General features: G+C 57.6%; 24 protein-coding genes. 3 read left to right on the top strand and 21 right to left on the bottom strand.

From position 1 onward, the window contains the following. Positions 1–24 precede the first annotated feature (24 nt). Complete coding sequence (locus tag AC2FI8_RS07285; protein WP_496778125.1) at positions 25–1413, top strand: diguanylate cyclase; 1389 nt, start codon at positions 25–27, stop codon at positions 1411–1413. 5 nt (positions 1414–1418) lie between these two features. On the opposite strand, the gene AC2FI8_RS07280 is transcribed toward AC2FI8_RS07285, so the two are convergent. From AC2FI8_RS07280 to AC2FI8_RS07265, 4 genes are read right to left on the bottom strand one after another with little or no spacing between them, the layout of a single operon-like run. Continuing rightward, positions 1419–1892 carry a periplasmic heavy metal sensor gene (locus tag AC2FI8_RS07280; protein ID WP_496778123.1) on the bottom strand — a complete coding sequence of 158 codons (474 nt, stop codon included), beginning with the start codon at positions 1890–1892 and terminating at the stop codon, positions 1419–1421. Beyond that, complete coding sequence (locus AC2FI8_RS07275; RefSeq protein WP_496778121.1) at positions 1889–2242, bottom strand: hypothetical protein; 354 nt, start codon at positions 2240–2242, stop codon at positions 1889–1891. The genes AC2FI8_RS07280 and AC2FI8_RS07275 overlap by 4 nt, the downstream gene beginning before the upstream one ends. Beyond that, positions 2235–2849, bottom strand: coding sequence for an RNA polymerase sigma factor (locus AC2FI8_RS07270; protein WP_282119195.1), 615 nt, complete (start codon positions 2847–2849; stop codon positions 2235–2237). The genes AC2FI8_RS07275 and AC2FI8_RS07270 overlap by 8 nt, the downstream gene beginning before the upstream one ends. 6 nt (positions 2850–2855) lie before the next feature. Beyond that, positions 2856–3323: an EF-hand domain-containing protein gene (locus tag AC2FI8_RS07265; RefSeq protein ID WP_058279674.1), complete on the bottom strand. Its 468-nt coding sequence runs from the start codon at positions 3321–3323 to the stop codon at positions 2856–2858. A 190-nt stretch (positions 3324–3513) separates the two neighbouring features. On the opposite strand from AC2FI8_RS07265, the gene AC2FI8_RS07260 reads away from it, so the two are divergent. Beyond that, a complete protein-coding gene (locus AC2FI8_RS07260; RefSeq protein ID WP_113788484.1) occupies positions 3514–3912 on the top strand; it encodes a DUF983 domain-containing protein in 399 nt (132 codons plus the stop codon). A gap of 25 nt (positions 3913–3937) precedes the next feature. Next, on the top strand, positions 3938–4639 hold the full coding sequence (locus tag AC2FI8_RS07255) for an NUDIX hydrolase (RefSeq protein WP_496778119.1): 702 nt from the start codon (positions 3938–3940) through the stop codon (positions 4637–4639). A gap of 22 nt (positions 4640–4661) precedes the next feature. Here AC2FI8_RS07255 and AC2FI8_RS07250 read toward each other — a convergent pair whose 3' ends face one another. From AC2FI8_RS07250 to AC2FI8_RS07170, 17 genes are all read right to left on the bottom strand, one after another. Further along, positions 4662–6329: a ribonuclease J gene (locus AC2FI8_RS07250; protein ID WP_496778117.1), complete on the bottom strand. Its 1668-nt coding sequence runs from the start codon at positions 6327–6329 to the stop codon at positions 4662–4664. After that, positions 6326–7105, bottom strand: a complete 780-nt coding sequence (locus AC2FI8_RS07245; protein ID WP_058274409.1) for a type III pantothenate kinase — start codon at positions 7103–7105, stop codon at positions 6326–6328. The genes AC2FI8_RS07250 and AC2FI8_RS07245 overlap by 4 nt, the downstream gene beginning before the upstream one ends. Before the next feature lie 11 nt (positions 7106–7116). Beyond that, complete coding sequence (locus AC2FI8_RS07240) at positions 7117–7866, bottom strand: biotin--[acetyl-CoA-carboxylase] ligase (RefSeq protein WP_496768063.1); 750 nt, start codon at positions 7864–7866, stop codon at positions 7117–7119. Between the two features lie 54 nt (positions 7867–7920). Further along, positions 7921–9363 carry an NADH-quinone oxidoreductase subunit NuoN gene (nuoN, locus tag AC2FI8_RS07235; protein WP_496778115.1) on the bottom strand — a complete coding sequence of 481 codons (1443 nt, stop codon included), beginning with the start codon at positions 9361–9363 and terminating at the stop codon, positions 7921–7923. A gap of 15 nt (positions 9364–9378) precedes the next feature. Continuing rightward, positions 9379–10923, bottom strand: a complete 1545-nt coding sequence (locus AC2FI8_RS07230) for an NADH-quinone oxidoreductase subunit M (RefSeq protein WP_496778113.1) — start codon at positions 10921–10923, stop codon at positions 9379–9381. Further along, positions 10923–13118 (bottom strand): NADH-quinone oxidoreductase subunit L, encoded by a 2196-nt coding sequence (nuoL, locus tag AC2FI8_RS07225; RefSeq protein ID WP_496778111.1) that lies wholly within the window; start codon positions 13116–13118, stop codon positions 10923–10925. Before nuoL ends, AC2FI8_RS07230 begins: the two co-directional genes overlap by 1 nt. A 6-nt stretch (positions 13119–13124) precedes the next feature. Next, the gene (gene nuoK, locus AC2FI8_RS07220; RefSeq protein WP_005984024.1) at positions 13125–13430 is read right to left on the bottom strand and encodes an NADH-quinone oxidoreductase subunit NuoK; all 306 of its coding nucleotides are present in this window, start codon (positions 13428–13430) and stop codon (positions 13125–13127) included. A 541-nt stretch (positions 13431–13971) separates the two neighbouring features. Continuing rightward, on the bottom strand, positions 13972–14574 hold the full coding sequence (locus AC2FI8_RS07215; RefSeq protein ID WP_281994868.1) for an NADH-quinone oxidoreductase subunit J: 603 nt from the start codon (positions 14572–14574) through the stop codon (positions 13972–13974). Then, positions 14571–14981, bottom strand: coding sequence for a carboxymuconolactone decarboxylase family protein (locus AC2FI8_RS07210; protein ID WP_281994869.1), 411 nt, complete (start codon positions 14979–14981; stop codon positions 14571–14573). The genes AC2FI8_RS07215 and AC2FI8_RS07210 overlap by 4 nt, the downstream gene beginning before the upstream one ends. Continuing rightward, positions 14978–15472, bottom strand: coding sequence for an NADH-quinone oxidoreductase subunit NuoI (nuoI, locus tag AC2FI8_RS07205; protein ID WP_050602762.1), 495 nt, complete (start codon positions 15470–15472; stop codon positions 14978–14980). Before nuoI ends, AC2FI8_RS07210 begins: the two co-directional genes overlap by 4 nt. 3 nt (positions 15473–15475) lie before the next feature. Beyond that, positions 15476–16000 (bottom strand): hypothetical protein, encoded by a 525-nt coding sequence (locus tag AC2FI8_RS07200; RefSeq protein WP_496724497.1) that lies wholly within the window; start codon positions 15998–16000, stop codon positions 15476–15478. Between the two features lie 95 nt (positions 16001–16095). After that, positions 16096–17133, bottom strand: coding sequence for an NADH-quinone oxidoreductase subunit NuoH (gene nuoH / locus AC2FI8_RS07195; protein WP_496724495.1), 1038 nt, complete (start codon positions 17131–17133; stop codon positions 16096–16098). Further along, on the bottom strand, positions 17126–17341 hold the full coding sequence (locus AC2FI8_RS07190) for a hypothetical protein (protein WP_496778109.1): 216 nt from the start codon (positions 17339–17341) through the stop codon (positions 17126–17128). Before AC2FI8_RS07190 ends, nuoH begins: the two co-directional genes overlap by 8 nt. Next, entirely contained in the window at positions 17338–19359 is a 2022-nt protein-coding gene (gene nuoG / locus AC2FI8_RS07185) for an NADH-quinone oxidoreductase subunit NuoG (RefSeq protein ID WP_496778107.1), read from the bottom strand. Before nuoG ends, AC2FI8_RS07190 begins: the two co-directional genes overlap by 4 nt. Before the next feature lie 3 nt (positions 19360–19362). Then, positions 19363–19869, bottom strand: a complete 507-nt coding sequence (locus tag AC2FI8_RS07180; RefSeq protein ID WP_496778105.1) for a DUF5333 domain-containing protein — start codon at positions 19867–19869, stop codon at positions 19363–19365. After that, positions 19866–20255, bottom strand: a complete 390-nt coding sequence (locus AC2FI8_RS07175) for a hypothetical protein (protein WP_496778103.1) — start codon at positions 20253–20255, stop codon at positions 19866–19868. The genes AC2FI8_RS07180 and AC2FI8_RS07175 overlap by 4 nt, the downstream gene beginning before the upstream one ends. Next, on the bottom strand, positions 20255–20671 hold the full coding sequence (locus AC2FI8_RS07170; protein ID WP_496768045.1) for an MAPEG family protein: 417 nt from the start codon (positions 20669–20671) through the stop codon (positions 20255–20257). The genes AC2FI8_RS07175 and AC2FI8_RS07170 overlap by 1 nt, the downstream gene beginning before the upstream one ends. Positions 20672–20698 lie beyond the last annotated feature (27 nt).

The raw sequence follows: 20698 nt of genomic DNA, 5'->3' as shown, positions 1-20698 counted from the left end.
CGCATGCAATCAACGGTGATAGATATGTCCGTGCAGGGAACCATTCTTGTCCTCGACGGGACTTCGACCAATCGCATTATGCTGAAAGTTCAGCTGACGGCGGCGTGGTATCACGTGGTTCAGGCTGAAAAGCTGCATGGGCTGGCCGGGTTGCTAAGTCGTACGCGCCCCGATCTGGTGCTGGTGGCACAAACGCTGCCCGATGGCTCGGCTGCGGACGTCAAAAGACTGGTGATGGCCAATCCGGAACTGGCCGATGTACCGGTCGTTGCAATCGCACCGCAGAACGACAAGGCGGCAAGGTTGCAGGCATTGACGGATGGGTTGGACGACGTGTTGGCGGCCCCGTTCAAGGACACCCTGCTTCTGGCGCGAATTCGCAGCCTGCTGCGCGCGCGCGCTGACACGCAAGAGCTTCAGCTGGGCGACGGATCACATCCAGTCGGATTTGCAGAACCCGCGACCGTGCTGATTACGCCGTCGAAATCGGCCCATGTGGCCATACTGACTCAGAACAGCCGGATCGGGGCATTGTGGAAAACCGCATTGTCCGAGAGATCACATCACAGCCTAAGCACGCATGCAGCTTCGAACATGCGCGCCTTGCTGTCAGGGCCGGTGCCGGATGCGATTCTGGTCGAATTAGGAACGACCGCTACGGGGTTGAATGCGCTGGCGGAACTGAAGTCACGGGGGGCAACTCGGCATACCGTATTGATCGCCGTCTTGGTCGATGAAAATGCGACAATGGCGAGCGAGGCGCTGGATCGTGGCGCTGACGCCGTGTGTATGGGGGGGTTCTATGTCGAAGAGGTTCAACTACATCTGGATAACCAGATCACGCGAAAGGCCCGAATGGACCAAATGCGCGCCTCATTAAAGCGCGGGCTGGCCGAGTCGTGGGTCGACCCCCTGACTGGGTTGCACAACCGTCGCTATGCTATGCAAGCTATGGATAAGTTGGCACGACAACCATCGCAAACCGGTCACGGTTTCGTTGTCATGTTGGCAGACCTGGATCATTTCAAAACCATCAACGACCGTTTTGGGCATGTCAGCGGCGACCAGGTTTTGACCGAGGCCGCAAAGCGCATGAAGCGCACGGTTGGCGCGGCGGGTTTTGTCGCGCGCATCGGGGGAGAGGAGTTTATGATAGGTCTGCCTGACAGCTCTCAGGCTGGGGCGATGGATCTGGCTAAAACCCTGCGCGACTGTATCAGCAAGACACCATTTTCTCTGCCCGATACCACAGCCCCCGTGCCAGTCACCATCAGCATCGGCCTGACTGCACCGAACCCGCCCCTGCCCCTTGGTGACCCGGTGGAGCGGTTGCTGAAATCCGCCGATACTGCACTTTATGCAGCCAAGAAGGCAGGTCGCAATCAAGTAAGGATCAGGCAGAGCGCTGCCTGAGACCCTCAGTCCTTTTTCTTGTGGCCACGCGGGCCTCGTTTAACGACCTCTTCCAGCCGGTCGGCATAGACCAGACGATCTTCATCACTCATGGCTTCAACCCGGGCCAACCACTCTTGCTGCAGCGCGTTCTGCAGGTCCGCCATGGACTGCGCTTGTTGGTCCAGCAGGGCTTGAACCGCCGCAGCGTCAAAGGGGTTTGCCCGCAAAGCAGTGCTGAGTTGGGCAAAATCCTGGGATCGGTTGTGTGCACCCTTTTTGTGACGGTCGAAAAGCTCACCGCGCATCGCTTTGCGTTCTTCTTTTGGCAGCGCACGATACAGCGCCGATCCAAAACCTGGCGGAGATTTTGCATGATCCCCCCCTTTGACCCGCAGTGCGGTCCCCAAGGCAACGCCGACGATCAACAGGTTCAAGGCCAGCGAGATGACCAGCAGAACCGACATCCAGCGGTTTTTGGGTTTGGGGCTATCGCTCATTCGGCGTCCTCCAGAAAACTCGTATCCAGACTTAGGTCAGCGACCACGAAACTAACATCCTGCGCGTAAATGTAATTGGCGGGATCAGGCAGAAATGCCGGTGCTGAAAAGCCGATCCAGACACCCGCCATACTGGCAGCAACCAAACCGCCCATTCCCTGCCAGCCGCCAAACCCGGCCAGAAGGCGCGCCCAAAGAGAGTTTGTCTTTGGCTCATCTGGCTTCAGGCGACCCAACCGAACAGATTCCGCGTCGGTGAGAATGCGCACAGCCAGATCTTCCGGCAACTCATGCCGATCCTCCCGGGCTTGGGCGAACAACAGATCCAGATTGTCTTTGTCGTCAGTCATCGTCGTACCCCAGTTCATCTCGTCGCCCGGCCAGAATCGCCGCTAACGACCGTTTTCCTCGTGCCGTAAGACTTTCCACCGCTTCCACCGAAATACCCATGATCCCAGCGATTTCAGGGTTGGGCAATTCCTCAATATGCCGCAAAACAACAGCTTGCCGCTGACGTTCGGGCAGTTGTGATAGTGCCATTTGCAGTGCATCCTTTCGGGCTGCGTCCTGTAGACGGTCGGCTGCACTGGCCTTTTCATCTGCCGGCTCTGGCACATCCGCCAGCCGGTCCGGCGTCTTTTTGCGGCGCAGATCAACACACAGATTTAGCGTCACGCGATAAAGCCACGTCGATACTTTAGCCTGACCAGGTACCCAATCAGGTGCCATCTGCCACAGGCGCATCATCGCATCTTGTGTCACATCTTCAGCCTCGGCGCGGTTGCCCAGAAACCGAAGGGCCACTGATAAGCTGCGCGGCGCAAGCCGATCGGTGAGAACGCGCGCCGCCGCGGCATCGCCATCGGCAAACTGCCTGAGCAACACATCGTCGCCCAACTCGTCCGCGGCGTAATCCACGCCGCGAACGTATTGTGGAGCAGAGGTCAGGTCCTCCATCCCGCGTCAGCTGTCGTCAGAGTCCGCTTTCCCATGTTTCTTGTGGCGCTTCCCCATTCTGTCTTTTGCATCGGCAAATTCCTCTTCCGAGATAGCGCCGTCCTCGTTCGCGTCGATCCGGTCAAACATCTTGTCAGCACGGCGCGGCTTGGGCAACTCGTCCTCGCTCAGAAACCCGTCCTTGTTGGCATCGTTGCGTTCAAACATCTTCGTAACACGGTCGTTGGCCTTCTTTTGACCTGCTGCCTGCATCTCTTCGACGCTCAGCTGGCCGTCGCCGTCGGTGTCGGCATTGGTGAAACGCTGATTCCGATGAGCCTGCATTTCTTCCTTAGTCACCTGCCCGTCACCGTTCGCATCGAGCTGTTGAAAGGTCACAGGTTCGCGATCTTTACCGCCTGCGGCGAAAACGGATGTGCCAGTGATTGCCAGTGCTGACACAATGATTGCCGGAATGAATTTGGCGCTTTTCATAACGTTTTTCCCTTGTTTTCGCGGCGCCATTGCCGCTGCTTACATAGGTTCAAACGGGGCAGGCATCCCATTCCGTCGCAGGAAGTGAAACTTTTTTAAAAACGTCATGGCGATGCAAAGCGACGCACCCCCTTTCCCGAAGCCACAAACAAGCGTTATATCCTCATCATTGGAACGCGCGAGTATCAACATGACAGATCAGACGATCGAAACCCACGATGTAGAAGACCGCCCGACAAAGCCAGCACTGGTCAAAGGGTTCCGTTGCCGTTGCCCAAATTGCGGCGAAGGCAAACTGCTGCACAGCTACCTCAAGGTTAACAACGAATGTTCGAATTGCGGACAAGAGCTGTTTCACCATCGCGCCGATGACGGGCCGGCCTATCTGACCATTCTTCTGGTGGGTCACCTGCTGGCACCGGCGCTTCACTTATCTTATGTCCATTGGCGCCCTGAGCCCCTGACGATGTTCTTGGTTTTAGCATTTGGCTGTACTGCCCTGTCACTATTCCTGCTGCCACGATTGAAAGGGGCAGTTGTCGCCTATCAATGGGCTCGTCGCATGCACGGCTTTGGCCAGTCCGCGTGATCTTGGACCGCAAGTTGAGCAACGGATGACGGTGGACAAAACAGCCATACGCGACGCGGCGACAGTCATTGTTTTGCGGGATCGTCTGACCAATCCCTCCATCCTGATGGGGCAACGCGGCGCAAAAGCCGCGTTCATGCCCAACAAGTTTGTCTTCCCAGGCGGCGCTGTCGATGCGTCTGATGCGGATGTTGAACTGTCAACGGATCTGCCCGCTGTGTGCTGTGATCGCCTTGCGGAACGGTCACAAGCCGGGTTGCAGAATGCCTTAGCGGCGGCTGCGATCCGAGAGCTTTGGGAAGAAACCGGACTGATTTTGGGCCAACCGGGCGATTGGGCCGGTCCGCTGACCGAAGATTGGGCGACTTTTGCGCAGATGGGATACCGCCCATCGGCACAAGCACTTCAGTTCGTTTTTCGTGCCGTCACCCCGCCTGGGCGACCCCGCCGGTTCGATGCACGCTTTTTCCTGGTAGACGCCACTGCAATCCAGGGCGATCTGGACAATTTCAGCCACGCCTCGGACGAGCTGTCGCATCTGCAATGGGTGGCGCTGGACCGGGCACGCGAATTCGACCTGCCGTTCATTACCGAAGTGGTGCTGGCCGAAATCGCCGCTCGGGTGACAGACCCGACGCCACCTGAAACCGTTCCGTTCTTTCTGAACAGTGAGGAAGAAAGCCTTTTCCTCAAGCTTCGCGGCTATCCCATGCCAGAAGTAGACTGAGGGCCGGTGGCCCTCAGATAAGTTATTTCATGCGGCTGATTACTGTGGTGACTTCGGGCTTTTTACCAATCTCGGTCTTTGCTGTTTGGCGAACGATCCGGCGTATTGCCTCTTCCAGCTTGTCATCGTCGCGCAGGGTTTTGGCGTCGGCCCGCATCAGGAACTGATTCAGGTCTTCCTCCAGAACTTCAACCAATGCGGCACGGGATGATCCAACCTCGGACAGACCCATCGTGTCGCACCACGGCTCGCCCAGTGGTTCGTCCTCTTCGTCCAGAATAACCGTGACAGTGACGTGCCCGTTCAGCGCCATGCGAATCCGGTCGCGCACCACCCCATCCAGGGCGCCAACTTTGACTGTGCCATCCAGATAGGTTCGTCCGGTTTCGACATAATCGACAACCCGCGGCGCATTCCCTGTCAGATCCAGCATGGTGCCGTTTACGGCCAGAATACCGGTACGCCCACCAGCTTCGGCCAGTTTGGCATGCTCGCGCAGGTGACGATGTTCACCGTGCATCGGAATGATCATCTGCGGATCGACCAGCCCGTGTACTTTCTCAAGATCCGGACGGTTGGCGTGACCAGACACATGGTACAGGCCCGCACTGTCATCGACCACATCCACGCCCTTTTCACTGAGCTGGTTCATGATGAAAATCACGCCACGCTCGTTGCCTGGAATGGTTTTGGACGAGAAGAGAAACAGATCGCCCTCTTTCAGTTCCAACCCGCGGTATTTGCCCCGCGCAAGTTGTGCGCTGGCCGCGCGGCGTTCTCCCTGGCTGCCGGTGACGATCAGCATCAGGTTCTGGCGCGGCATGTCCACAGCCTCTTCGGCGCTGACGACGCGTGGAAAGCTGGTCAGAATGCCCGTTTCGGTCGCGGCTTCAATCATCCGGCGCATCGCGCGACCCAGCAGAACGACCGAGCGCCCCGCCCGTTCACCCGCCTCGGCCAATGTTTTCACACGCGCGACGTTCGACGCAAATGTGGTGGCGACAACCATGCCGCTGGCTTCCTCAACCAGCTTGGTGATCTCGGGACCGACCTCGGATTCTGAGCGGCCCGCATGGGGGGAAAACACGTTCGTGCTGTCACACACCAGCGCTTTGACGCCAGACTTGGCAACCTCGGCCCAGAGATTGGGGTCAAAAGGCTCACCCACGATCGGGTTTTCATCCAGCTTGAAGTCGCCGGTATGTACGATCCGCCCCTCAGGCGTGTCGATCACCAGGGCAGCGCTTTCGGGGATCGAGTGCGAAACCGGCAGGAAACCCACCTTAAACGGACCAACGGAAATCTGTTCGGGCCATGCCGATGCAGTATGTACGGCATCCTCGGGGTGTCCGTGCTCTTCCATCTTGCGGCGCGCGATGTTGGCGGTGAAGGCCCGTGCATATACAGGCGCACCCAGCGCCTCATAGCAATGCGCTACGGCACCCACGTGGTCCTCGTGTGCGTGGGTGACGAACACGGCTTCCAGCCGGTCGGCACGTTCGCGCAGCCACGAAATGTCCGCGTGGATCAAGTCAACGCCCGGGGTGGTGTCCATGTCGGGAAATGTTACGCCCAGATCCACAAGGATCAGCCGTTCCTGTCCGGGTTTGCCATAGCCGTAGACATAGGCGTTCATGCCAATTTCGCCAGCACCGCCCAGCGGCAGGTAGATCAATCTTTCGCTGCTCATGTCGAGCCATTGTCCTTGTTATAGCGATGAATCACGGTAAGCCCGTGCATCGTCAGATCATCTTCGATTGCGTCAAACCCCACGTCCGCCTGATCGAACAGCGGCGCGAGCCCACCGGTTCCAACGACTTTCATCGGCATTCCGTATTCCGCCTTGATCCGGGAAATCAGCCCCTCGATCAATCCGGAATAGCCCCAATACACGCCGGATTGGATACAGCCAACCGTATTCGTGCCAATCACATTTTCAGGGCGGGTGATATCAATATGCGGCAGGGCAGCCGCGCCCTGATGCAACGCCTCGAGGCTAAGGTTCACGCCCGGCGCAATGATCCCACCGACATAGGCCCCATCCGCCGCAACCACATCAAAGTTCGTCGCCGTGCCAAAATCCACGACAACCACATTGCCGCCATGCCGGTCAAACGCAGCGACCGCGTTGGCCAGACGATCCGGGCCGGGCACTGTGCCCTCGTCTACACGCGGATTCATCGGCAACAGACAATCGGGCTTGCCCACGACAAGCGGCCGACATCCAAAGAACCGATCAGCAAAGACCCGCAGGTTGAACACAACCCGAGGCACGGTCGAGGCGATGATCACATCAGTAATTTCAGCCTCGATCCCATAGTGTTTCACCAGCGTCGAATACCACGTGAAATAGGCATCCGCCGTGCGCGCATGGTGGGTCGATGTGCGCAGGGTGCAAAGAAACCTTTCACCGTCCCAGATCGAGAACACAGTATTCGTGTTACCGCAGTCGATAGCCAGAAGCATCTGAGCCTCCTTCAGAAAAACACATCCGCCGCCGGAATACTGACGCGGCCTTTGGCGGTGTTTAGGACAAGGTTGCCCCTTGCGTCCACCGTTTCAAAGGTTCCAACCGTTTCCGACGCTGCGGTACGGGCGGTGATGACCTCACCCAACTTGGCGGCCCGGGCCAACCACGCGGTCCGAATCGGTTCAAACCCGTAAGTCACGAATTGGTTCTCGTATCTGGCATAGGCGACAGCAAGTTCTGTCAGGAAATCCTCGGGCGTTACGTTGGCTCCGGCCTCCGATAATAGGGAAACCGGTCGGACGGCGCCGGGTTCTACCTGATCTGCTCCGGGTGCCTCTGACAGGTTCACGCCGATGCCGATGGACAAGTGCGAGACGCCGTGCCCCTGCCCTGTGCTTTCCAGCAGGATACCAGCCAGTTTGCCGCCGTTCAGCAATACATCGTTGGGCCATTTTAGGGACAAACCCGTCGCCCGTCCGGTCACTGCAACGCAGGCGTCAAACAGCGCCAGCGCAGCCACAAAGCTGCGCAGTGCGGCCTGTTCCGGATTTCCCTGTGGCCGCATCAAAAGGGTCGCGGCCAGATTTCCCTTGGGATTGGCCCACGCCCGACCCCGTCGCCCACGCGCCGCCGTCTGGTGATGCGCCATGATCCAAACCGGACCGGTCGTGGTCGGGGCCATGCGGGTGGCCTCGTTCAATGTGCTGTCGACCTCTTGCAGCACATGCAGGCCGTATCCCTGTGGCCAGTCTGTCATGTCAAAAAGGCCCGGTCCGCTGACCGAGCCCCCAAATTTGATGTGTTAAGTGGATCAATTGACAAGAGTAGCCGCCGCAGCTGCAGCCGCGCCTTCAATACCGAACTGATAGAACACACCCACCAGCATCAACGCGGCCGAGCCCATTAGAGCAACCCACAGAACCGGCGAAGAATGCGTTTCGATCGGGTCGTCGTTTTCAGCTCCGAAATACATGTAGAACACGATCCGCAGATAGTAAAAGGCACCAATAACAGACGCGATGGCTGAGGCGATCACCAGCCCGGTCAGGCCCGCGCTTACGCCGGCCTGCCAGACACCGAATTTGGCGAAAAAGCCCAGCATTGGTGGGACGCCCGCCAGGCTGAACATCAGGATCAGCACCGCCAGCGCCTTGCCCGGTTCGCGTTTGGAATATTGGCGCAGGGCGTCGATGTCCGTGACCGGTTTACCGTCCCGCTCCATCATCAGAATGAAAGCGAAAGTGCCGATATTCATCGTCACATAGATGGCCAGATACATCAGCATAGCCTTGATGCCCAACTCGGTCCCCGCAGCCAGTCCGATCAGCGCATAGCCCATATGGGCAATCGACGAAAACGCCATCAGCCGCTTGATGTCACGCTGGCCAATCGCTGCAACCGCACCCAGCAGCATCGACAGAACAGAAAGCAAGACAATCACCTGTTGCCAGTCCTTGATCACGCCTCCAAAAGCGTCGTGCATAACGCGTGCGAACAGAGCCATGGCAGCCACTTTCGGCGCTGTGGCAAAGAATGCGGTGATAGGCGTGGGCGAGCCTTCGTACACATCCGGCGTCCACATGTGGAATGGCACGGCGGACACTTTGAACGCCAGTCCCGAGATCAGGAACACCAGACCAAACAGCAGGCCAACCGAAATCTCACCATCCTGAACCGTTTGGATGATACCCGAGAACAGCGTGGTGCCTGTAAACCCATAAACCAGCGAGGCACCGTACAGCAGCAAGCCCGAGCTCAGCGCACCAAGCACGAAGTACTTCAAACCGGCCTCGGTCGATTTGGCACTATCCCGGCGCAGCGCGGCCACGACGTACAGCGACAGTGACTGCAGTTCCAGCCCCATATAAAGCGACATCAGATCGCCCGCGCTGACCATCATCATCATACCGACAGCGGCCAGCGCAACCAACAGAGGGAATTCGAACCGCAACAGATCGCGACGCGCCATATATTCTTGGCTCATCACCAGAATGGCCGCCGCGGACAGCAGGATCGCCACCTTCGAGAACCTGGCAAACCCGTCATCGACAAACATGCCATTGAACGCGACATTGGTACCATCGCCGTTGGTCGCGATCCAAATCGCCAGTAGTGCCATCAACCCAGCGGTTGTCCAGACCAGCAAAGGTGCCACCCCGTCTTTCGTCGTGTAGACAGCCGCCAACAGCGCCGCCATCGCATATACGGCCAGAACAATCTCTGGCAGGATTATCGTCAGATCAGCCTGGATCATGTCTCCAAAGCCCCCTTAATGCGATGCGGCTGACTGGGTCGCGGCCTCAGCCGCGGCCAGAGCCATGTCATAGTTCGAAATCAGCGCGGCGGTCGAGTTGCCGATCACATCGGTCACCAGCGACGGGTAGACGCCCAGCAGGATGGTCATCACGATCAGCGGAGCAAAGATCAGCCGCTCGCGCGAGCTCATATCCGTCATCGCCTTGAGGCTTTCCTTGATCAAATCGCCAAAGACCACTCGGCGATACAGCCATAGCGCATAAGCTGCCGAGAAGATCACGCCAGAAGCCGCCACAGCCGTCACCCATGTGTTGACCTGGAAGGTTCCCATCAGTGTCAGGAATTCTCCGATGAACCCACTGGTGCCCGGCAGGCCTACATTGGCCATCGTGAACAACATGAAGACCAGCGCATAGGCTGGCATGCGAATGACCAAACCACCGTAAGCCTCGATGCCGCGAGTATGCATCCGGTCATAGATCACGCCAACACACAGGAAGAGCGCGGCAGAGATGAACCCGTGGCTAAGCATCTGGAAGATCGCGCCGTCAATGCCCTGCTGGTTCGCAGCAAAGATGCCCATGGTCACAAAGCCCATATGCGCGACCGAAGAATACGCGATAAGCTTTTTCATATCTTCTTGCACCAGCGCCACCAGCGAGGTGTAGACAACCGCAATCGCTGACATCCACAACACCAGATCAGTCATCACTGCCGAGCCCACCGGGAACATCGGCAAGCTGAACCGCAAGAAGCCGTAGCCGCCCATCTTCAACAGGATCGCAGCAAGAACGACCGACCCGGCGGTCGGTGCCTGAACGTGCGCATCCGGCAGCCAGGTGTGTACCGGCCACATTGGCATCTTCACCGCGAAGGATGCAAAGAACGCCAGGAACATCAGCGTCTGCATACCGCCGACAACATAGATGCCAAGCACGCTGAACCCTTCGGACGAGAAATGATGGCTCATCAACGCTTCGATATCGGTAGTGCCCGCGTCCGCATACATCGCGACCATTGCCACCAGCATCAGCACTGATCCAAGGAAGGTGTAGAGGAAAAACTTGAAGCTGGCATAAACCCGGTTCGCACCGCCCCAGATGCCGATAATCAGGAACATCGGGATCAGACCTGCCTCAAAAAACAGGTAGAACAGCACCAGATCCAGCGCCATGAACACGCCCAGCATCAGCGTTTCCAACAACAGGAAGGCGATCATGTATTCCTTGACGCGGTCCGTGACGTGCCAACTGGCCAGAATGGTCAGAGGCATGATGAAGGTGGTCAACAAGACAAACAGAACGCTGATACCGTCCACGCCCATCTTGTATTTCAGACCCAGCAGCCACTCGCCTTCTTCCACCATCTGGAAGCCGGTGTTGGACGGATCAAACCCCGTATAGATGCCGATCGAGACCAGGAACGTCACCGAAGTTGCCACCAGTGCGACCCATTTGGCATTTCGCTGTGCGGCCACGTCCTCGCCATGCAGGAACAGGGCCAGAATGCCTGCTGCCACGGCGGGGATAAAGGTGACGATGGAGAGGATATTATCCATTAGTGTGCGCCTCCGCCGATCGAAATCCAAGTGACAAGGGCAGCGATACCCAGAACCATCCAGAAGGCGTAAGTAAAGATGTAGCCCGTCTGCGCCTTGCCAGCGAGGCGGGTAAAGAAGGGGACAACACCCATGGCCACCCCGTTGAGGAAACCGTCAATGGTGTTGCCGTCACCCCGTTTCCACAGGAACCGGCCGAGCGCGATGGTGGGTTTGACGAAAACCGCGTCATAGATCTCGTCAAAGTACCACTTGTTTAGCAGGAACAGGTACAGAGGACGCTGGTTGGCGGCCAGACGCGCAGGTAGATTACCGCGATGCAGTCGCACTTCGAATCCGGCAATATAGACCTTCCCGTCACTTACATAGAACAACCAAGCCACCACAAAGCCCAGCAACATCGCAACGAAAGGCGAAACTTTGACCCACTTGGGGGCAGCATGCGCATCGTCCAGAACATGGTTATCCGGCGCGATGTAAATCGCGCCCTCGCCCGGCTCACCCGCGAAGACGTAATGGTGGTCGTCGCCGTGCGCCGCTTTTTCTTCGTGTCCGGCGTCATCACCATGGCCTTCATCCGCGTGCGCCTCATCCGCATGCGTATCGTCTCCATGGGTCGTATCGGCTGTACCGTGATCATTGGCCTCTGCATGCTCGGACGCCTCAGCCACCGGTATACCGTAGAACTTGCCGACCTTGTCTGTGTGACCAAAGAAGTTGCCATACCAGATCATCCCGGCAAACACCGCGCCCAAGGACAGAACACCCAGCGGCACCAGCATGGTCATCGGACTTTCATGCGCGTGCTCATGCGTATGCTTGTCGCCACGTTCTTCGCCATAAAAGGTCAGGAAAATCAGACGCCAGCTGTAGAATGACGTGAACGCCGCCGCGATCACCAGCATCCAGAAGGCATATCCGGTGCCGCCGGCAAAGGCGCTTTCGATGATGGCATCCTTGGACAGGAACCCGGCGAACCCGATTTGGGTCAGCGGGATCCCGACGCCTGTAATCGCCAGGGTTCCGATCATCATCGCCCAGAATGTATAGGGGATTTTCTTCCGCAGGCCGCCGTATTCGGTCATCTCCTGCTCGTGATGCATCGCGTGGATCACCGAACCTGCGCCAAGGAACAACAGCGCCTTGAAGAAGGCGTGCGTCAGCAAGTGGAACATCGCTGCCGAATACATGCCAACACCCGCGGCCACGAACATGTAGCCCAACTGAGAACAGGTTGAATAGGCTATGACGCGCTTGATGTCGGTCTGAACCAGGCCAACGGTTGCAGCAAAAAACGCGGTCGAGGCCCCAAGGAAGGTAATGAACCCCGTGGCACCCGGCGCAAATTCCATCAATGGCGACATCCGGCAGATCAGGAACACACCCGCCGTCACCATGGTTGCGGCGTGGATCAGCGCCGACACAGGCGTCGGGCCTTCCATCGCGTCCGGCAACCAGGTGTGCAGGATCAGCTGTGCCGATTTACCCATTGCGCCGATGAACAGCAGGACGCAGATCACCTCGATTGCGCTCCACTCACCCCAAAGGAAATGCAGCTTCTCTTCGGCCAGCGCAGGGGCCGACGCGAAAATGTCTGAGAAATTGATGCTGTCCGTCAGGAAGAACAACGCGAAGATGCCCAGAGCAAAGCCAAAGTCGCCAACCCGGTTCACGATGAATGCTTTCATCGCCGCCGCATTGGCCGTGGGCTTGCGATAATAGAATCCGATCAGCAGGTACGAGGCTACACCCACACCTTCCCAGCCAAAGAACATCTGAACCAGATTGTCGGCTGTCACCAGCATCAGCATGGCGAAGGTGAAGAACGACAGATAGGCAAAGAAGCGCGGCTTATAGCTCTCGCCCTCGCGCCACTGTGGATCGTGATCCATGTAGCCGAAGGAATAGAGGTGCACGAGCGCCGAAACCGTCGTCACCACGATCAGCATGATCGCGGTCAGACGATCCAGTCGAACGGCCCAGCTTGTCGACAGCGAACCGCTTTCGATCCAGCGCATGATCTCGATCTGCTGGGTCACACCGTCGAACGAGAAGAACACGATCCAGGACAGCAGACAGGCCAGGAACAGCAGGCCAGTGGCGGTCCACATGGCGGCTTTCTCGCCAATGAACTTCCAGCCGAACCCGCAGAGCAGCGCGCCCACCAGCGGGGCAAAGAGGATGGTGGTTTCCATATTCTCTTACCCCTTCATCATATTGACGTCTTCAACCGCGATGGTGCCACGGTTGCGGAAGAAGCAAACCAAAATGGCCAGCCCGATCGCCGCCTCGGCCGCCGCCACGGTCAGTACAAACAGCGTGAACACCTGCCCGACCAGATCGCCGAGGAAACTGGAAAACGCCACGAGGTTGATATTCACCGCCAGCAGCATCAGTTCGATGCTCATCAGCAGGATGATGACGTTCTTGCGGTTCAGGAAGAGACCGAAGATGCCGATGACGAACAGCGTCGCCGCGACCGTAAGATAGTGTTCAAGTCCGATCATAGCTTCGCTCCTGGCGAGTCGGGGTAGTAGAGTTTGCAGCCGCAATTTGCTTTTGGTCTGCGATTAATGGGGAAATCCTCGAACTGCTCAGAAATAGTCTCAGATCTGAATTGAACTCCATTTCGTTCAGCAGATTCAGCCAATTGTGACAAAGTCGAAGACTGAGACATTTGCAGTAGGCCATCCGTACCATCAAAACACTCGACGGTGCTGAAAGGGATTGTCAGAATCGGGCCACCACAAGTCGTTCCAAAAAAAGTAACTAATTCCCCTGTCTCACAATCAGAGACCCGAATTTCCTCATCTTTGCCACACCCGAAGGTGGTAAGCTTTTGGGCAACGAGTGAACCCCCAAACGCGGTAACTGGCCCGCCTTCCGTAGTCCATCTCCAATTGCCCGCATTTTCGAACCGGCATTGATCGCCGGTTGTCATAGGAGCGCGGCCTAACGCGTCTCTAAACCAGTTTGGAAGTCCGCACTCAGCTATTGCGCTTCCGGTCCAAAGCATCAACGCAAACCCAGATATTAAAGATCTTCTGATCACAACCCCTGCCCCGGTTTCACGTCCTTCAACTCCATCGCCTTGGCCGGGTCGCGCATCATCTGGCCGACGATGTCCTGACGCTTGATGTCCTTTCGGTGGCGCAACGTCAAAACAATGGCGCCTATCATGGCCACCAGCAGGATCAGGCCCGCCAGTTGGAACAGAAGGAAGTATTGATCATAAAGGATAACACCTAGGGCCTCGGTGTTGTGCCGGTCCACCGGGATCGGCTGTGCCAGATTGGCCGCTGCACCCTGCGCGCTGTCCCATGCCCCAAAGGCCATGACGAACTGCATCAGGATGACCAGACCGATCAACAGGGCCAGCGGCATATAGCGCGCCATCTCAGCCTTGAGCTCGGCAAAGTCCACGTCCAGCATCATCACCACGAACAGGAACAGCACCGCGACCGCGCCGACATAGACGATGATCAGCAGCATCGCTACGAACTCGGCACCCAGCAACACAAACAGCCCCGCCGAAGACAGGAAGGACAGGATCAGCCACAGCACCGAATGCACCGGCTGACGGCTGATCACCGTAAACAGCCCGCCGGTGATGGCGCTGATGGCAAACAGGTAGAAGGCAAAGACGGTCATTGATCCTCATCCTCGTTGTCGCCCAGGACCTCTTGCGCCAATTCCAGCGCGCGGGTCATGGCCGGGATGCCGGCAAAGACCGACATCTGACCGATCGTTTCCACGATCTCTTGTTTCTTGGCACCGGCCTCCAGCGCATGGCGCACGGTCTGACGCACCGCCGCATCCGCCTGCGCGCCCTGACAAGTCAGTCCGGCCAGCGTCAGCAGCAGGCGGGTCTTGGCATCCAGTCCGTCCTTGTTGACGGTGTTGCCGAACATCATTTCCATGACCTCTTTGGGCATGGTCGGCCACAGCGCCTCGAACCCCTTGGGCGAGAAATTCTCCATCGCCGGGTTCATCGCCTTGGCCATGTCCTGCGCCTGCTTCATCATCAGGTCGAACGGATTTTGGGGCGTGTCACTCATCTGTACGGCGCGTCCATTTCCAGATTGCGGGCAATCTCGGCTTCCCAGCGTTCGCCGTTATCGAGCAGTTTTTCCTTGTCGTAGAACAGCTCTTCGCGGGTTTCTGTCGCGAATTCAAAGTTCGGACCTTCGACAATGGCATCGACCGGACAGGCCTCTTGGCAGAAACCGCAATAGATGCACTTGGTCATGTCGATGTCATAGCGCGTGGTGCGGCGGCTGCCGTCTTCGCGCGGTTCGGCGTCGATGGTGATGGCTTGTGCCGGGCAAATCGCTTCACACAGCTTGCAGGCGATGCAGCGTTCCTCGCCGTTCGGGTAACGTCTCAGGGCATGCTCACCACGAAAGCGTGGGGAGAGAGGACCTTTTTCGTGCGGGTAATTGATGGTGGCCTTTGGGGCGAAGAAGTACTTCAACCCCAGTTTCATGCCGACCCAGAAGTCTTGCAGAAGGAAGTATTTGGCGGCACGAGTGTAATCGATTTGGGTCATGGCTTAGGAATCCTTCTCGCAGCGTCCAATTGTGTCTTCTGCAATCGCCGACATCTGATCCACGATATCTGGCGTATCAGGATCGAGCGCTAATGTGCGACGGTCAAACTCTCTCATACGCGCGCATTCCGACATATTTGTCGCGCTCAACAACTGATCCACCTTCATATCGCTCGGAAAATCACCGTTTTCGATTCCCCAATTGACGAACTCTTCCAAGTGAGCACGGTCTTCCTGTGTGATCCAAAGGCAATCAACCAGATCCAACAAAGCGATAGATTTGTTGCGCATCCCCTCTGAAATCGGATCACCATTGGCTAGGTGGCTCCGATAAACCGCCATGTCGCCAACCTGGATCGCGTTAACAAGGGCACCTATGGCAAACTTATCGAAGGCAGAATGCTGGTCCACATCAACCCTCGGGTCCAACCCACCTGTGTTATTTGCGAGAATGCCTAGAACCTTATCGTCGATAGCAGATACAGCGTCAATTTCGGATCCGCAGAACCCGCGTGCCAAATCAAGCATGTTCCGCTGCTCCAATGGCTCCGCTTTATCAGCCGAGACAGGACTGCTTCCAGCAGCCACCGTGCAAGCCACCAACAGATTTAGAAGACTTATCCTCATCCCCCTACGCTCCAACGGGCAAACGCGCCCCAGAACCAGTCGAACCTCGCCGCGAAGGCCACAAAGACCACCCAGGCCAGCGAGAAGGGCAGGAAGACTTTCCAGCCCAACCGCATCAGCTGGTCATAGCGGTAGCGGGGCGTGATAGCCTTGACCATCGCGAAGAGGAAGAAGAAGAACGCCATCTTGGCGACCATCCACAGCACTCCGTCGGGCAGGCCCGGGATCGGTGACAGCCAGCCGCCGAAGAACAGTAGCGTGGTCAGGGCGCACATCAGGAAGATTGCAATATACTCACCGGCCATGAACAGCAGGAAGGGCGTGGCCGAGTATTCGACCTGATAACCGGCGACCAATTCCGATTCCGCCTCGGGCAGGTCGAACGGAGGCCGGTTGGTTTCCGCTAGCGCCGAGATGAAGAACAGGAAGACCATCGGGAAATGCGGTAACCAGTACCAGCTGAAGAAACCGAACCGGCCGTCCTGCGCTTCGACAATGTGGCCGAAGTTCATGGAACCGGTTGAGATGATAACACCGATGATAATCAGGCCAATGGAAACTTCATAGGAAATCATCTGAGCCGCAGAGCGCAATGATCCAAGGAACGGGTACTTTGAGTTCGACGCCCAACCGCCCATAATCACGCCATAAACTTCCAGTGAGGACACGGCAAAGACATACAGGATTGCGACATTGATATCCGACAGCACCCAGCCATCATTGAACGGGATCACGGCCCAGGCGATCATCGCCAATACGAATGAGGTCAGCGGTGCGAGGATGAACACAGTGCGGTCGGCCCCGGCGGGTATGACCACCTCTTTTACCACGTACTTCAGGGCGTCAGCCACCGATTGCAGCAGTCCATAGACGCCAACCACGTTGGGGCCGCGGCGCATTTGGACGGCGGCCCAGATCTTGCGGTCGCCGTAAACAAGGAACAACAGCGAAATCATCACGAAGGCAACAACTGCAAGCACTTGCGCCAGAATGATGATGGCTATTCCGCCTGGGGTGTTAAAGAAATCAGCCATTGGTCCTCACACCGTGGGTATTCAATTTTTCGCGGGTGATGATCAGGCCAAGTGCCTGCGCATCTTGCGGTTGGGTCGGCGCATAGGTGTAAACAGCATCCGCAGCCATCGCGCTACCTTTTTCACTGCGTTTCATGCGCAGTTCCCTGGTGCCCGCACCGCAAGCGATGTTGGCTTCTGAAAGCGATATGAAACGGGTCTGGTTCATTCTGCCGCAATCTTCCCGGTATTCCGAGACTGCGCCTGAGCAGAAAGCTCGGCCATCAACTGCGACGCCCGTGCAATCGGGTTGGTCAGATAAAAATCCCTGATCACATTGCGGAACGTTGCCTGACCCAGAGGGCCAGCATCCAACGGCTGGACCTCATTCTCGATCACGTGGTCGATTTGGGCCAGATGCGGCACGGCTTCGATCAACGCTGTGCGCAGTTGCGCCAGCGAGTCGAAAGGCAACGTAGCGCCCAGTTCTGCCGACAAAGCCCGCAAAATGGCCCAATTCTCTTTCGCCTCACCCGGGGCGAACCCGGCACGCATCGCCAGCTGCGGGCGGCCTTCAGTGTTCACGAACAGGCCGTTTTCCTCGGTATACGCGGCACCAGGAAGGATCACATCGGCACGGTGCGCGCCACGATCACCATGGCTGCCCTGATAGATCACAAAGGCACCTTCGCCGATTTCAACTTCATCCGCGCCGAGGTTGTAGATCACGTCAGCCGCACTAACCGCATCCATGCCGCCTTCGTTGGTGGCATCCACATCCATCGCCCCCACGCGAGACGCAGCGCTGTGCAGGATCAGCAATCCACTTTCGGTATTGGCTGCAATCGTTTGCGCGGCGGCCAGCACAGCTGCGCCGTCAGCCTCAAGCAGCGCACCCTGCCCGACGATGACCAGCGAGGCTTTGCCCTTGATCTCATCATCGCCGCCCATCTCGACGACCTTTTGCAACGCCGCGCGGTCGTCGCCTATATGGTGGTACGCGTAGGTCAGATCGACCGCAGGCCCAACCAAGGCCACCTCGGTCCCATGTACCCAAGCCTTGCGGATACGCGCGTTCAGAACCGGAGCTTCGTCACGCGGGTTCGTTCCGATCAGCAGAATTCGCTCGGCTGTGTCAATATCCTCGATCGCGGCCGTCCCGGCATAGGCACCGCGATTTCCCGCAGGCAGCTTGGCCCCATCGGTTCGGCATTCAACAACACCGCCCTGTCCTTCGATCAATTGCTTCAGCGCGAACGCGGCCTCGACCGGAGCGAGATCACCAACGATGCCCGCAGGTTTTTCCGCCCCTTTCAGCGCTTCGGCAGCTTTGGTCAGCGCCTCCGGCCACGAGGCCGGACGTAACTTGCCGTTTTCGCGCACGTAAGGTTTGTCCAGACGCTGACGACGCAGACCATCCCAGACGAACCGGGTCTTATCGCTGATCCATTCTTCGTTCACACCGTCATGGTTGCGCGGCAGAAAGCGCATGACTTCGCGCCCTTTGGTATCGACACGAACGTTCGAGCCCAGGGCATCCATTACGTCGATGCTCTCGGTCTTGGTCAGCTCCCAAGGGCGCGCAGTGAAGGCGTAGGGCTTCGAAGTCAGCGCCCCAACCGGGCACAGGTCGATGATATTGCCCTGTAGGTTCGAATTCAGCGTCTCGTTCAGGTAGGACGTGATCTCGGCATCTTCACCACGCCCGGTCTGGCCCATCTGCGTGATCCCGGCGACCTCGGTCGTAAAGCGCACGCAACGGGTGCAGCTAATGCAGCGGGTCATCGCGGTTCCGACCAGCGGCCCCAGATCCAGATCGTCCACGGCGCGCTTGGCTTCCTTGAAGCGTGAGCCCGACATGCCATACGCCATCGCCTGATCCTGCAGATCGCACTCGCCACCCTGATCGCAGATCGGGCAGTCCAGCGGGTGGTTGATGAGCAGGAACTCCATCACCCCTTCACGGGCTTTCTTGACCATGGGCGAGTTCGTCTTGACCTCGGGCGCCTGTCCTTCCGGCCCTGGGCGTAGATCGCGTACCTGCATCGCACACGACGCTGCAGGTTTGGGCGGGCCGCCGACAACTTCGACCAGACACATCCGGCAATTCCCGGCAATCGACAGACGCTCGTGATAGCAAAAGCGCGGCACCTCGACCCCGGCCTGTTCACAGGCCTGGATCAGCGTCATCGCACCATCGACTTCGATTTCCTGCCCGTCGATATTCACTTTGCGGAGGTCAGACATGGTCTAGTTCGCCCTCAAATACACGCCAATGGCGCTGTTTCTTTCAATCTCTGACTGACCCAGCGTGCAGAAAGATTTGGGATTGTCATAAGACACACCGTTCGCGGCCAGATACGTCTCACCTTTGGCACGCATCCGGTCCTTTTCGGCATCCGATTCCACGTAAGCGCGGATTTCGCCGTCCGAATACCCCAGACTGTTCGCTTTGGACTTGAGCCCCCACATCACGCCAATCGCCTTCAACCTGCGCCCGCTGATCGACGGGCAGTAATCCGAAATCTCGTTTGCGATAGCGATGTAATAGAGTTCGTCGTCAATCTCTTTGACTTCGCGCAAGGGCGGTTTGGCCTCGACTGCGACAGGGAACGTCAGAACAGACAACGCAATAAGCAGTTTCACACCAGACATGACAAATCCTTTTGTTTTGGACAGGCCAAAACGATCCGGTGCCGGAGTGCTATTCAATAACACGTCCTGCGTCATGGGCTGATATGCAAAAAACCGCATCATGGTCGCTGGCAGGTTCCTGCAAAGGTCAATTTATTGTCGGTAATGCGCAGGTTTTGCGGTTCGGTGTCGGGTCCGACTTTCCAGTTGATTTTTGAAGTCCCAAAGGCGTCGATACAGAATTTGGTTCCTTCATGCCTTCCCGCTTCGCGCGCGCCATCCAAAGACGCGGACACGCCGTTCACCACAACAGTGAAATCCGTGGGCGCGTTCTTCTTGTCGACGGCTTTCGCTTTGGCCCGGAAGGCTTTGCCATCAAAGAGGATTCGGTCACTGGACGACGTGCCGCAGGCCGAGACAAAAACTGCAGCACCCAAGGCGGCGGTCAGCACCACACGTCCCATCCTGAATTTTGATCCAGTCAACGGATAAGTACCTTTCTTTTCCATTAGAACGCCGCCACCAATGCCATGAAGCCCATCACAACCATGCAGGCCCATCCGACAACGTAGGATACGGACCGAACGCCGCTGTGCGGTTGTCCAATACCACGCATGTGAATAACCAGCATGACGATGCGCGCAATCAGAGCGACCGATGCCAATAGGTTCACCCAAAACGGGCTGACCCCAAGCAACATGGCCGCGACCGTGACAGCGACATAGGCCGGCAACGTCTCGGTCCCGTTCAGATACGCCCGGTTCAGACGATACGCCTTGTCGGAATAGTCCTGTTCAGGCGTCGCCCCGGGAGCCAAGCCCTTGCTCTGTTTGGCCAGCGCTGAAAAAGGCGCAAGCGCCAGAATGATCAACGTAAAGACCACGAGGGATGCGATTGCATGTGAATACTCAGCAAAAGTTTCCATTAGTTCAACTCCCTGATCTCAACTTGG

It is taken from the genome of Ruegeria sp. CDSB029 (assembly GCF_059611125.1).
This window is presented reverse-complemented; position numbering and strand designations above follow the sequence as displayed.

Excerpts from the sequence above, each read along its gene's own strand:
- AC2FI8_RS07250 (WP_496778117.1), bottom strand. The coding sequence starts at position 6,329 with ATGAGCAGCGAAAGATTGATCTACCTGCCGCTGGGCGGTGCTGGCGAA.
- AC2FI8_RS07280 (WP_496778123.1), bottom strand. The coding sequence starts at position 1,892 with ATGAGCGATAGCCCCAAACCCAAAAACCGCTGGATGTCGGTTCTGCTG.
- nuoI (WP_050602762.1), bottom strand. The coding sequence starts at position 15,472 with ATGACCCAAATCGATTACACTCGTGCCGCCAAATACTTCCTTCTGCAA.
- nuoK (WP_005984024.1), bottom strand. The coding sequence starts at position 13,430 with ATGATCGGACTTGAACACTATCTTACGGTCGCGGCGACGCTGTTCGTC.
- AC2FI8_RS07265 (WP_058279674.1), bottom strand. The coding sequence starts at position 3,323 with ATGAAAAGCGCCAAATTCATTCCGGCAATCATTGTGTCAGCACTGGCA.
- nuoG (WP_496778107.1), bottom strand. The coding sequence starts at position 19,359 with ATGTCTGACCTCCGCAAAGTGAATATCGACGGGCAGGAAATCGAAGTC.
- AC2FI8_RS07275 (WP_496778121.1), bottom strand. The coding sequence starts at position 2,242 with ATGACTGACGACAAAGACAATCTGGATCTGTTGTTCGCCCAAGCCCGG.
- AC2FI8_RS07270 (WP_282119195.1), bottom strand. The coding sequence starts at position 2,849 with ATGGAGGACCTGACCTCTGCTCCACAATACGTTCGCGGCGTGGATTAC.
- nuoL (WP_496778111.1), bottom strand. The coding sequence starts at position 13,118 with ATGGAAACCACCATCCTCTTTGCCCCGCTGGTGGGCGCGCTGCTCTGC.
- nuoH (WP_496724495.1), bottom strand. The coding sequence starts at position 17,133 with ATGGCTGATTTCTTTAACACCCCAGGCGGAATAGCCATCATCATTCTG.
- nuoN (WP_496778115.1), bottom strand. The coding sequence starts at position 9,363 with ATGATCCAGGCTGATCTGACGATAATCCTGCCAGAGATTGTTCTGGCC.
- AC2FI8_RS07175 (WP_496778103.1), bottom strand. The coding sequence starts at position 20,255 with ATGGAAAAGAAAGGTACTTATCCGTTGACTGGATCAAAATTCAGGATG.
- AC2FI8_RS07245 (WP_058274409.1), bottom strand. The coding sequence starts at position 7,105 with ATGCTTCTGGCTATCGACTGCGGTAACACGAATACTGTGTTCTCGATC.
- AC2FI8_RS07215 (WP_281994868.1), bottom strand. The coding sequence starts at position 14,574 with ATGACCGTCTTTGCCTTCTACCTGTTTGCCATCAGCGCCATCACCGGC.
- AC2FI8_RS07190 (WP_496778109.1), bottom strand. The coding sequence starts at position 17,341 with ATGAACCAGACCCGTTTCATATCGCTTTCAGAAGCCAACATCGCTTGC.
- AC2FI8_RS07180 (WP_496778105.1), bottom strand. The coding sequence starts at position 19,869 with ATGATGCGGTTTTTTGCATATCAGCCCATGACGCAGGACGTGTTATTG.
- AC2FI8_RS07260 (WP_113788484.1), top strand. The coding sequence starts at position 3,514 with ATGACAGATCAGACGATCGAAACCCACGATGTAGAAGACCGCCCGACA.
- AC2FI8_RS07230 (WP_496778113.1), bottom strand. The coding sequence starts at position 10,923 with ATGGATAATATCCTCTCCATCGTCACCTTTATCCCCGCCGTGGCAGCA.
- AC2FI8_RS07285 (WP_496778125.1), top strand. The coding sequence starts at position 25 with ATGTCCGTGCAGGGAACCATTCTTGTCCTCGACGGGACTTCGACCAAT.
- AC2FI8_RS07170 (WP_496768045.1), bottom strand. The coding sequence starts at position 20,671 with ATGGAAACTTTTGCTGAGTATTCACATGCAATCGCATCCCTCGTGGTC.
- AC2FI8_RS07200 (WP_496724497.1), bottom strand. The coding sequence starts at position 16,000 with ATGCTTGATTTGGCACGCGGGTTCTGCGGATCCGAAATTGACGCTGTA.
- AC2FI8_RS07240 (WP_496768063.1), bottom strand. The coding sequence starts at position 7,866 with ATGACAGACTGGCCACAGGGATACGGCCTGCATGTGCTGCAAGAGGTC.
- AC2FI8_RS07210 (WP_281994869.1), bottom strand. The coding sequence starts at position 14,981 with ATGAGTGACACGCCCCAAAATCCGTTCGACCTGATGATGAAGCAGGCG.
- AC2FI8_RS07255 (WP_496778119.1), top strand. The coding sequence starts at position 3,938 with ATGACGGTGGACAAAACAGCCATACGCGACGCGGCGACAGTCATTGTT.